The sequence below is a fragment of the Flavobacterium sp. LM4 genome (assembly GCF_002017935.1).
Taxonomy (GTDB): Bacteria; Bacteroidota; Bacteroidia; order Flavobacteriales; family Flavobacteriaceae; genus Flavobacterium; species Flavobacterium chungangense.
In genome coordinates this window covers 567,352-580,088 of the sequence record NZ_MUFW01000002.1, presented here as the reverse complement: position 1 = coordinate 580,088, position 12,737 = coordinate 567,352, and the positions used below count along the sequence as shown (strand labels likewise).

General features: G+C 32.4%; 8 protein-coding genes. 7 read left to right on the top strand and 1 reads right to left on the bottom strand.

The features are described 5' to 3' along the window. Nucleotides 1-410: 410 nt before the first annotated feature. The 3 genes from BXU10_RS16325 to BXU10_RS16315 all read left to right on the top strand — a co-directional run bounded on the left by BXU10_RS16325 (nt 411) and on the right by BXU10_RS16315 (nt 5,423). Nucleotides 411-1,445: a LacI family DNA-binding transcriptional regulator gene (locus tag BXU10_RS16325; RefSeq protein WP_078228495.1), complete on the top strand. Its 1,035-nt coding sequence runs from the start codon at nt 411-413 to the stop codon at nt 1,443-1,445. A 217-nt stretch (nt 1,446-1,662) separates the two neighbouring features. Next, complete coding sequence (locus BXU10_RS16320; RefSeq protein WP_369803417.1) at nt 1,663-3,954, top strand: GH92 family glycosyl hydrolase; 2,292 nt, start codon at nt 1,663-1,665, stop codon at nt 3,952-3,954. A 38-nt stretch (nt 3,955-3,992) separates the two neighbouring features. Beyond that, nucleotides 3,993-5,423, top strand: coding sequence for a glycoside hydrolase family 125 protein (locus BXU10_RS16315; protein ID WP_078228493.1), 1,431 nt, complete (start codon nt 3,993-3,995; stop codon nt 5,421-5,423). 93 nt (nt 5,424-5,516) lie between these two features. Here the strand turns inward: BXU10_RS16315 and BXU10_RS16310 are convergent, their stop codons facing one another. Next, entirely contained in the window at nt 5,517-5,885 is a 369-nt protein-coding gene (locus BXU10_RS16310) for a hypothetical protein (protein WP_078228491.1), read from the bottom strand. Nucleotides 5,886-6,338: 453 nt separating this feature from the next. Between BXU10_RS16310 and BXU10_RS16305 the strand changes: the two genes are divergently transcribed. The 4 genes from BXU10_RS16305 (at nt 6,339) to BXU10_RS16290 (ending at nt 12,737) form a co-directional block, all read left to right on the top strand. Continuing rightward, nucleotides 6,339-6,587: a hypothetical protein gene (locus BXU10_RS16305; RefSeq protein ID WP_078228490.1), complete on the top strand. Its 249-nt coding sequence runs from the start codon at nt 6,339-6,341 to the stop codon at nt 6,585-6,587. 533 nt (nt 6,588-7,120) lie between these two features. Further along, nucleotides 7,121-7,684, top strand: coding sequence for an RNA polymerase sigma factor (locus tag BXU10_RS16300; protein WP_189328104.1), 564 nt, complete (start codon nt 7,121-7,123; stop codon nt 7,682-7,684). Nucleotides 7,685-7,818: 134 nt separating this feature from the next. Then, nucleotides 7,819-8,967, top strand: a complete 1,149-nt coding sequence (locus tag BXU10_RS16295) for a FecR family protein (RefSeq protein ID WP_223255484.1) — start codon at nt 7,819-7,821, stop codon at nt 8,965-8,967. Between the two features lie 131 nt (nt 8,968-9,098). Next, a complete protein-coding gene (locus BXU10_RS16290; RefSeq protein ID WP_078228487.1) occupies nt 9,099-12,737 on the top strand; it encodes a SusC/RagA family TonB-linked outer membrane protein in 3,639 nt (1,212 codons plus the stop codon).

Here is a 12,737-nt window from a genome sequence, read left to right as displayed (position 1 = left end):
CTGTATTGCTTAAGATGTTTTGAGCTGCATTGTAATTCTTATAGCTGTTATTTAAAAGTTGATAACAGTTTGATTTACATTGAGTAAATGTTTTCATTAAGTGTAAGCTAATCATTTTTACTTTTAAATAAAGGGTATCAGAAATAAAAATCTGATGCCCTTTCTTAATTTGTGTAACACTGAAATTTGGCAGCATACTGATCAAATAATACTTCTAACGAAGAAGACATTATTCGCCTGCAGCATGATTTTAGACGTTAAAACAATTTGTTTATTAAAGGAGTACGACAAGTAAGTCAATACGATTTTTTATAAATGTTTAAATTCCACCAAATCAGATTTTAGCAATAGGCTTTAACTTTACTATATTTGAATCAAATTTGTGTTTAAAATTAAATGAGGATTTTTAAATGAAAAAAAAACCTGTTTCTATTAGAAATATTGCAGATGAACTTAAAATATCTGTTACAACGGTATCTTTTGTGTTAAATGGTAAAGCAAAAGAAAAACATATTTCTAAAGAACTTACTAAAAAGGTTTTAGACTATGCAAAATTAATAAATTACAGGCCAAATCAAATTGCCCAAAGTTTACGGACAGGTAAATCAAAAATTTTGGTTTTTATGGTGGAAGATATTTCAAATAATTTCTTCTCTAAATTAGCTCGTATTTTTGAAGACATTGCTTACGATAAAGGGTATAAAGTTATATTTTGCAGTAATGAAAATGATGATGAGAAATCCAAAGAGCTTATCAGCTTATTTAATTTTCGCCAAGTTGACGGGTTTGTTGTTGTACCTTCACCAGGCTTAAAAGATACTATTGAAAATTTAATTAAAGACAATATTCCGGTCATATTATTAGACAGGTTTTTTGAAGGATTAGATTGCAGTAGTGTTGTTGTAAATAACGAAAAAGCTTCTTTTGATGCGACACAGCATCTGATAGATAATCAATTTAAAAATATTGGTTTTATTACGATTGCTCCAGACCAGTCTCAGATGCAGGATCGTCTCACGGGATATATAAAAGCAATAAATAAAAATGGTTTAAAATCAATTACTCTTGAGATTCCTTATAATGAGGTTTATACAGTAAAAGGAAAAGAACGAATCAGGGATTTTTTTGATAAGGAGATCAATTTAGATGCTGTATTTTTTGCAACTAACTATTTGACACAAAAGGGACTGGAAATTTTTAAGGAAAATAAACCATCTTTAACAAATGATCTTGGAATTATTTCTTTTGATGATAATGATATGTATAAAATTTACAGCCCTACTATCACGTCAGTCTCTCAACCTCTTAATGACATAAGTGCTAAATTAATGGAAATTATGTTGCCTCTTTTGAAGAAAAAAGATGTAACAGAAACAGTTCACAAAGTCATGATTAATGCAGAACTTATTATTAGAGAATCTTCATTAACTAAAATAACTGATTAAAGAACTTTTCTTTATTTTTAACTAAGGAATTTGATTGTCAATAATAATTTGTAGGCAGATTTTTTTGTACATTATTTCACAACATCTAATCCATCGCTTTTATTGTCTAATGATATCTTATAAAATTAACATAAATTCATATTTAGTAAAATTTTTTGTTTTAACTAAAACGTTTTAGTATGTTTGTTATGATCTACATTTAAATAACTAAGCTTTGATAAAAATTAAATACACTTTTGCATTCGTGATTTTTGCTTTTGTTTCTGCTAATGCACAAAATACACAAGTAATTACACCACAACAGCCTATTGACTGGGTAAATCCTTTAATAGGAACCGATTCTGATTACGGAATTTCAAACGGGAATACCTATCCTGCAATTGCAATGCCGTGGGGAATGAATTTCTGGACTCCGCAAACCGCTAATATGGGCGATGGTTGGGCTTATACATATAAGTCAAGCCGGATTAAAGGTTTTAAACAGACGCACCAGCCTTCACCTTGGATGAATGATTACGGTCAGTTTTCGATTATGCCTGTTACAGGTGAACTGAAATTTAAGGAAGAAGACAGACAAAGCTGGTTTTCTCATAAGGCTGAAACCGTTACGCCGTATTATTACAGCGTTTATCTGGCAAATCATAATGTTACGACAGAAATCACGCCAACTGAAAGAGCTGCGAGATTTAGATTTACATTTCCGGAAACAGATAAGGCTTACGTTGTTATTGATGCATTTGATAAAGGATCTTACGTAAAAATTATTCCGTCAGAAAGAAAAATTATCGGTTACACGACCAAAAACAGCGGTGGAGTTCCGGAAAATTTCAAAAATTATTTCGTGATTATTTTTGATAAAGATTTTGAGGTAAATGCAACTTTTAACGGAGACGTTTTAGGGAATGCTTTAGAAATGAAAGCAGATCATGCCGGAGCGGTAATTGGTTTTAAAACAAAAACTGGTGAAAAAGTAAACGCTCAGGTGGCTTCATCTTTTATAAGTTATGATCAGGCCGAGCTTAACTTAAAAGAAATAGGCAATACTAATTTTGATCAGCTTAAAGAAAGAGGAAAAGCAGTCTGGAACAAAGAATTAGGAAGAATAAAAGTAGATGGCGGAACACCGGATCAAATAGGGACTTTTTATTCTTCTCTGTACAGATCGCTTCTTTTTCCGAGAAAGTTTTATGAATTTGATCAAAACAACAAAGTAGTACATTATAGCCCGTATAACGGAAAAGTTTTGCCGGGCTATATGTTTGTCGATACCGGTTTTTGGGACACTTTCAGGGCTTTATATCCTTTTTTAAACTTCATGTATCCGGAACTGAATACGCAGATGCAGGAAGGTCTTTCAAATGCCTTCAACGAAAGTGGCTGGCTGCCAGAATGGTCGAGTCCGGGATTACGAGATATTATGGTCGGAAATAATTCTGCATCCATTGTATCTGAAGCGTATTTAAAAAGCGATAAAGTAAAAAAATACGATATTGAAAATCTTTACAAAGCTGTAATCCATGGCGCTAATAATGCGGGTCCGCTGAAAGCCGTGGGACGCGCCGGAATTGATTCTTATAACTCTTTAGGATATGTTCCTCATGATGAAATCAACGAAAGTGCGGCCAGAACATTAGAGTATGCCTATGATGATTTTGCGATTTATCAATTGGCAAAAGCCCTGAATAAACCGCAGACAGAAATTGATTTATACAAAAAAAGGAGTTTAAATTACAAGAACCTTTTTGAACCGAAATACAACCTGATGCATCCTAAAAATAAAGATGGAAAATTTATGGAACCTTTTGATCCTTTTCAATGGTTTAACGGATTTACAGAAGGAAACAGCTGGCATTATTCATGGTCAGTTTTTCATGATGTACAAGGTTTGGTTGATTTGATGGGCGGAAAAGAAGTATTCGTTTCGCAATTGGATAAAGTTTTTTCTTTACCTCCCGTTTTTGCTACAAAAGATTTTAAAGATGGTGTAATTCACGAAATGAGAGAAATGCAGATTGCTAACATGGGACAGTATGCACATGGAAATCAGCCCATTCAGCACATGATTTATCTTTATAATTATGCAGGAGAGCCCTGGAAAGCACAATATTGGGTAAGAGAAACCATGAACAGAATGTACCATGCAACACCCGATGGCTATTGTGGTGATGAAGATAACGGACAGACTTCGGCCTGGTATGTTTTCTCTTCCTTAGGATTTTATCCTGTTACTCCGGCTTCTGATCAATATGTTATAGGGGCTCCATTATTTAAAAAAGTCACAATACAACTTGAAAATGGCAAAACCATAACCATAAATGCAGGTTCAAATAGTAATGAGAATCGATACATTAAAGGAATGAAATTGAATGGAAAAGCTTATTCAAAAAACTGGCTGAGCCATTCCGAACTAATGAAAGGAGGAACACTTGACTTTGATATGTCGGCAACGCCAAATAATAAAAGAGGAATAAATAAAGAAGATTTTCCGTATTCACTATCAAATGAATAACAGGAAGTTCTTTTTTTACAATTTTAAAATATAAAGAAATGCAAAGAAGAAAATTTATCCAGAACACTGTTTTATTTAGCAGTTTAGCACTTGTTGATCCTATGGAAATAATTGCCAGTACTAAGGCAGTCAAAGATTTTCCGATTGTAAGAGTTGCAAAAGGCAAAAGAAATTTCGAAAGTGAATTTATTGAAAAAACAATAGTAGAGTTTCAAAAGAATGTAAAGGATAAAGAATTAGGATGGCTATTTAATAACTGTTTTCCTAACACTCTTGATACAACGGTGACTCACACCCAGAAAAACGGAAGGCCTGACACATATGTTATTACAGGAGATATCGATGCGATGTGGTTAAGAGACAGTTCTGCGCAGGTTTGGCCTTACATGGCTTTTGCCGGAAAGGATTCAAAATTAAAAAATCTTATTGCAGGTGTTATAAACAGACAGACAGAATACATTCTGAAAGATCCGTATGCAAATGCATTTTATAATGACCCAAATAAAAAAGGGGAGTGGACCACAGACCATACTGATATGAAACCGGGTGTTCATGAAAGAAAATACGAAATTGATTCGCTTTGCTATCCAATAAGACTGGCTTATAATTATTGGAAAAATACCGGAGACATTGCCCCATTTGATGAAAATTGGGTCAAAGCTATCATAACGACACTTAAAGTTTTCAGGGATCAGCAGCAAAAAGACGGCAAAAACCCTTACACATTTCAAAGAACAACACAGTTTGCTACTGATACAAGGCCATTAAAAGGGTATGGATATCCAGTAAAACCAGTTGGCCTTGTTTGTTCTGCTTTCAGACCAAGTGACGATGCAACTGTCTTTTCATTTCTTATTCCATCTAACTTTTTTATTGTAGCCAGTATGAATCAGGCTGCAGAAATGTTGGAAGTGATTACAAAAGATACAGCCACAGCAAAAGAATTAAGGAATTTAGCAAATGAAGTTGATAAGGCTATTAAGGAACATGCAGTGGTTAAACATCCTAAATACGGAGAAATTTATGCATTCGAAGTGGATGGTTTTGGAGGTCATTTATTGATGGACGATTCCAATGTTCCGAGTTTGTTGAGTTTGCCTTATTTGGACGCAATTGGTGTTAAAGACCCAATTTATCAAAATACCCGAAAGTTTGTCCTTTCAGAAGACAATCCGTTTTTCTTTAAAGGAAAAGTAGCCGAAGGAATTGGAGGACCACATGTTGGGATGGATATGATCTGGCCAATGTCTCTTGTAATGAGGGCTTACACAACTTCTGATCCAAGCGAAATTAAGGATTGCATCAGAATGTTAAAAGCATCACACGGAGATACCGGATTTATGCATGAATCTTTCCATAAGGACGATGCTAAAAATTTCACAAGATCCTGGTTTGCATGGACAAATACTTTGTTTGGGGAGCTTTTATGGGATACTTATAAAACGAATCCTAGATTACTTGAACTGTAAATAAGACCAAATAAAGTTTATACAAAAAGAGACATACTATTTATCGTATGCCTCTTTTTTGTTAGTACTACCAAATTCAGTTATTTTTCATCCTTAAAAATCACTTTTCTTTTCATGATTGGTATTAACATCATTTTTATTTGTGGTTTTTTCCTCATTCTGAATATTTTCTGAATTGCTATTTTTGTTGATTTCAAAATCGTTTTCAGGATGTTTAAAATCTTCAATAAATTCTTCCTGATATTGATACGGATCTTCATCTCTTGCATAGTTATCATTATCAACAAGTGTATTTTGATCTATAAAATCAGGATCGCTTTCTCCAAATTCAGTTTTGCTTTCTTTGTTCAGATCCTGTTGAGAATGATTTTCATTTTGAATATCATTACCGTCAACAAGTGTGTTTTGATCAATAAAATCCGGATCTGTTTGACCATATTCGTTGTTGTTTTGCTTTTCCATGATATTGTGTTTTAGAATAGTTATTTTATGAAAAAGGAATTTTTTAAACTTATTTTTTTTACTGTTTTAAGTTTAAATTAATTTCTTTTCTACAAATTTATTCTAAAGAATAACTGAAGTATTTACAGAAAAATAAATTTTAGTTGCATAATTAATAGATTGCTTTCTAACATCAATAAATTGTATCAGGTTAAGATTCCCTGTCATGATTATCCTTTTAATCTGTACGTAATTTATGACACCTGATACCAAAGTAAAGTCTCTTGAAGAGTTTTAGAAACAATTTTAAGAGTATTTAAATAATAATCGTTTTCAGGAAAAAAAGTAATGGTTTTTTTTGTTATTAATGTGTTGATAAATAATGTTTTATAAGTTTTTTTTGATGATTGTTTTAAAGTAATTAATAGTTATATTTGAATTAATGAACGACTTATTAATTTAAAAATACTTACTATGGATAAAGCTATAAAACTAAAAGTTCGTAAAGAGTTAAATGGTCAGCAGCAGTTGAATATAATTAGATTAAAAGGAAGCTTAATTTCTAAAGGTTATACAGAAATAATACATATTCTTGATCAGGACGACGAATTTCATATCAATTCTTTTGAAACTCCTTTAGAGTCTACTAATGAAGTACAGGAATATATTACTGCATTTATTAATAAAGAAAACCTGAATGATACTATAACACTGTATAAATGATTTTTTACTTAGTTTTCAACTTATAAAATAACTTAAAAAAAATAAGTCAACAACACTACAGACAACAAAAGTGTTTGAATATTCTATGATTATCTATAGATCTTATTCGGTTAAATAGACATAAACCGTTATTAAATTCATTCTTAATTTTAATTTGTAATTAGTCAAATTTTCTTAAAAGACTAATTCAATTATGTTTATTTTTTATTTTAAATATTGATTGTCCTTGTATTATATAGAGATTTTTATAATCCTTAGGATTAAATAATCACGTAAATACAAACGAAAGCAATGCATGATTAAGATAAATAGTATTAAAGAACATTTGTTGTTAAAGATATTGGGTAAGATATTTACTAATATTGTTTTTTTATTATAATTTAACGGTTGTATTTTTTTTAATATTCAAAATTCTATGGAGTATAATTGTATTTTTTGTAATTATTCAAGGAAATTCAATACTTATTTGCTGAAAAATTAAAAATACATAGATTTGTTTTTTGTAGCCTATTTGCTTTTTTTTAATACTTACGTTGGAAATAGATATTGTTTTAAAAGAACTTCAAAATCAAAATAAATCCGTTTATAAAAGTGTATTTGATCATTTCTATAAACGATTGGTTATCTATGCCAATAATTTTTTGTTCGATCAGCAAGCAAGTGAAGATGTGGTACAGGAAGTATTTATTTTTTTATGGGAAAACGCCCATAACATTGAAATAAAAACCTCACTGAAAGCCTATTTGTATGCAATGGTACGTAATAGATGTTTGAATTACCTTAAATCAGTTAAAATTACAGATGATTTAAATTTGATTGATTTAAACTCAATGCTAATTTTGGATGACGATTTAGATTTGATTTCCGAAGAAGAAAAAACAATTCTTTATAATCAAATTTTAAAACTTATTGAAACCTTTCCTGAAAGTATGCAACAGGTTTTTAAACTCAAATTTATTGAGAATTATAAATACGATGAAATCGCCAATGAAATGGGGATTTCTGTAAATACTGTAAAAACTCAGCTTAAAAGAGCTAAAATCAAAATCAGCGAATTATTAGTTGTGATATTAGTTTTATTATCCATGAATTCGTAAGAAAGTTACTCTGCTTTCTTTTTAATTTAATTTTTTCTTCATTTTTTCTTAAACTTTTGTCACCCATTCTTTAGTTTCGGTTGTCTTAGTATTAAATTACATCATGTAATTGTTAATTTAAAGAGATTCTACAAATGGAATTTAAACTGATCATAAAAAAAATAAACGATACTCTTACCCCAGAAGAGAATTCGATTTTTGAGCTATGGTACAATGATTCTCAGGAGAATAAAAAATATTTTGCTAAAGTTCAAAGTAACTATCAAAATGAGATTGAGAATGTAGATCTTGATAAAGCATGGAAAGCTTTAGATGGAAAAAACAATCCGGAGAAAAATAAGAGTCAGTTTTACAAATATGCTGTTGCCGCATCAATAGCTTTATTGTTGGGAACAGGAATATTTTATTTTACAAAACCCAAAGAACAAATTATTCAGGTAGTTGAAAAACCAAAGGAAATTGCTCCGGGTGGAACAAGGGGAATCCTGACTCTTTCGAACGGAAAGCAAATTGTATTGTCTGATATTTCGGCAAAAGATACTATCGCACAAGAAGGAGAAAAAGAAGAAGTTACCATTAAGATGGATGCAAACGGAGTTATTACCTATACCATAAATCCGAATGCAGATGTTTCAAAAGCTGATGCAAATTCATTCAACACGCTTTCAACACCAACGGGCGGACAATACAATATCGTTTTGGGAGATGGTACAAAAGTATATCTAAATACAGTTTCATCGATTAAATATCCAACACAGTTTAATGGAAATCAAAGATTGGTAGAATTAGAAGGGGAAGCATATTTTGAAGTAGCCAAAAATAAAGACAAACCTTTTATAGTAAAATCAGGTAATCAGTCTATAGAAGTCCTTGGAACCCATTTTAACGTACATGCTTATAATAATGAACTGATTACAAAAACTACCTTATTAGAAGGAAGTGTTGCCATTACTTATAAAAATCAAAAAGCAATTTTAAAACCGGGACAACAGTCTAATGTATCTGATAATTCTAAAGGGATTGCAATTCGAAAAGTAGATACCGAAGCTGCTATTGCCTGGAAAAATGGCCGTTTTAAATTTGATAATGCCGATCTGAAATCAGTAATGAAACAGCTGGAGCGCTGGTACGGAATTAAGGTAGAATACCGTGGAGATGTTTCGGATGTAAGATTCAACGGAGGTACGTTTATGAATAAAAATTTGTCTGAAGTATTAAAAGTGCTTGAGCTTAGCAATATCAAATTTAAGGTCGAAGGAAAAACAATCATAGTGTATCCCTGATTTTAAATTTCCCCGATTATATTGCGCTATATACTAAAAAACCAGAAGCAGTTGCGATGCTTCTGGTTGTTAAAAGGGACTAGCCAATATAAGTTGTTCACCATTGTTTAACTAAAACCAAATGTAAATGTATGAAAATTAATTTGCAACAAAAAAAGCCTTACAAAAAACTAGAAAAAAAGATTACTGTGTTTAATTTATCTACTTATTTATGGATATTTAGTGCATTGTTTATGCTGTTTTGCAATTCTACAGCACAGGCGCAGAGTATTTCCATTAATTTTAAAGATGCCCCACTTGAAAAAGTTTTGAAAGAAGTGGCAAAGCAGGCCAATTACGAAGTTTTTTATACGCAGAAATTGCTTAAAGATTCGAATCCTGTAACTATTAATGTTAAAAATTCAGGTTTAAAAGAAACACTGAATCAAATTTTCAGCTCTCAAAAATTAAAGTACACACTTACTAATCAGACCATAGTGGTAACTGATGTTAAAGAAAAAGAGGAGGGACGGGGAAACGGAAAAATACAAGGAAAAGTATTAAATAGTAAAAATGAACCTTTTCCGGGAGTAAGTGTTACCATTTCTGGAACGAATACACATAGTATAACTGATTTTGACGGCAGTTTTTCTTTTGACAATGCACCTTTTGATGGTATATTGGAGTGTACAGGATTAACAATTGAAAAAAAATCTTTTGCTATCGATGGACGTTCTCAGTTGACACTTGTTGTTGAAGATAAAGTATCTGCCATGAAAGAAGTAGTTGTGACAGGTTTTCAGACACTTACGAGAAGCCATTCTACCGGTGCAATTGCCAAGATAGATGAGAAAGTGTTAAATGAAAATATCAACGCCAATCTAATGACTGCTATTGAGGGTCGTGTGGCAGGTTTAATGTTCCAGAAAAACCCAACCGGAGCTTCTGGTGATACTCCTATATTGAGAGGTATCGGTACCTTTTCTTCTGTAGAAGTAGGTTATAGCCCGCTCGTGGTAATTGATGGTTTGCCAACAGAATTAACTCTGGACGAAATTAACCCTTATGATATTGAAAGTGTAAATGTCCTTAAAGATGCCGCAGCAGGATCTATTTATGGTGCAAGAGCAGCAAACGGTATCATTGTTTTGACTACTAAAAAAGGAAATGGTAAGTTAAAAGTGAGTATAAATTCTGATTTCTTTATTTCTACAAAACCAAGTATAAAGGATATGAATTATGCTTCTACCAGCGATTTAGTTGATTTTGAACAAGCTGTTTATAATAGGGAAAGAGCCAGATTTACCAATACTGCAACAATGTTTAATAGTTATGGAGACATTGGAAGCAGCAGTCCGAAGTATTATAGTCCTCTTTATCAGCTAAACAGAGATTTGGAAGATGGAAAAATTAATAATTCAGATTATGACAGTACTATTGCCCAGTGGAGAAAGAATGACTACATAAAAGATTATCGAGATAATGTGTGGCAAAACGAATTCAGACAACGTTACAATATCGCATTTTCGGGAAGCACAAGTAAGCAAAATACATATGTGTCATTAAATTATGACGATGCAAAAAACAGAATAAAAAACAATACAAGCCGTGAGTTTAATCTTTATGCAAAAAGCAGTTTTCAGGTAAACAACTGGTTAAACGCTACTTTTGGATTAAATGCAAGTTATAGTAATGACGACGTTACTGATTTTGATTTGGGCAATTATAATATCCAAAAAAGATACGAGCGTATTACTGATGATAACGGAAATTTAGTAATGTCACCCTTTGTAGGTATTAAGGATGGTTTTACGAGCGGTAGTGTTCTTAACCCTGCCATGGCTGCAAAAATAAATAGTTTAAGTGGTTTTAAATCAGTAAATTTTAACGTGTTAGATGCGCTTCAGGAAGGTATCACACATGAAAATTCGCTAAGCTTAAGAGCTTTTACAAACTTGCGAGCCAAGATATGGAAAGGTCTAAGCCTTAATACACAATTTCAATATGAGCTAAGAAAAAATGATAACGATCAGTATTATGCTGTAGACTCATACAGAATGCGTTATGCAATTAATGCCTTGACAGGTTACAATCCTACTACAAATGCCTACACCTACGTAGATGGTTTTTCTACAGGAGGACGTTATAAGCAATGGAGCAGTCAGGTAAGCAACTATTCTTTTAGAAATCAATTAGATTTTAGTCAGGATTTCAGTGAAGGAAAACACTCGGTTAATGCCATAGCGGGTTTTGAAATGCGCGAAACTTTTGCCCCTCGAGGTATTGAACAAATACGATATGGTTATGATCCCGTTACACTTACCTCTGCTACATTAAACAACCTTTCGTTAAGTCAAACAGGGGTTGCGAGTTATATCTATGGAAATAACGCCACTTTAGCAGCTTTATCAAGATCGCAGACAGAAGTTTTACATCATTATTTTTCAGTTTTTAGTACTGCAGGTTACACCTATTTGTCAAAATATAACGTAACAGGAAGCTATAGAGTTGACAGGGCAGATTTATTTGGAGTTGATTCTAAATACAAAAACCGTCCATTATGGTCTGCTGGTTTAGGATGGAATGTTAGCAATGAAGACTTCATGAAAGATATAAAATGGGTCAACATGCTTAAATTAAGAGCAACTTATGGAGTTAGTGGAAACATTGATCAAAGTACAACTCCATACGTAACGGCTACAAGAAGAAACGATAACTTATATCAGTCTTTACAATATATAAACATCACGGCACAGCCAAATCCTATGCTAAGATGGGAAAAAACACAAACCACCAATTTAGGATTAGATTATACTTTGTTTCAAAATAAATTAACGGGTAGTATTGATATGTATCGAAAATACAGCAGTGATTTATTAGCTACAACTGATTTAGATCCAACTGTTGGCGCAACAAGCAGAAGAATTAATGCCGGAGCTTTGCTAAACAAAGGAATAGAATTTAGTGTGGGTTCTCAATGGTATAATAATGGTAACTTCCGTATTAATTCTAATGTAGTTTTTGGGTTTAACAAAACAACTATTGACAAAGTCACCAGAGCAGAATCAAGTGCTTCAGTATACATTAGTGCACCAACAAATTACTTTTTTGAAGGAGAAGTATTCAATAGTTTATATGCTTACAAATATGGAGGTACAGTTAACGGATATCCTTATGTTTTGGATGAAAACGGAAATCCGTCAATTACTTTTGATGCCAATGGTAATCCAATATCCACCACTGTAAAAACAATTACTAGTCCTAAGGCGTTGGTAAATATGGGAAGTTTAACCCCAACATACACAGGTTCCTTATCACAGCGATTTTCGTACAGACAATTTGATCTGAATATGCTGTTTGTTTTCTCAGGCGGAAATGTAATGCGCAGAGAAACTATTGACATGAGTACTGATGCAGTAAATCTTTCAGGTATTACGGATCGTTACACAGATGCACAGCCAAATAGCAATACGCGTTTATATGTAGATTTTGCAGAAAACGTTAGAAGTTATGCAGGAACAATCAGCAGTCAATGGAGAAACTCTAATGCCAATGTTGTAGATGGTGATTATATCAAATTAAGAAACATTTCATTAGGCTATAACCTGCCAAAAAATTTCGCAAATAAAATCAAAATGGAATCGGCTAAATTTACTTTTCAGGTAAATAATATCTGGTATTGGAGTGCGGCCGGTAGTCGAATCGATCCGGAAGTCTATTCGGCTAATTCCGGTATGCGTAATTTACCATTGCCTGCAACTTACTTATTTGGTTTTAATTTAACCCTTTAA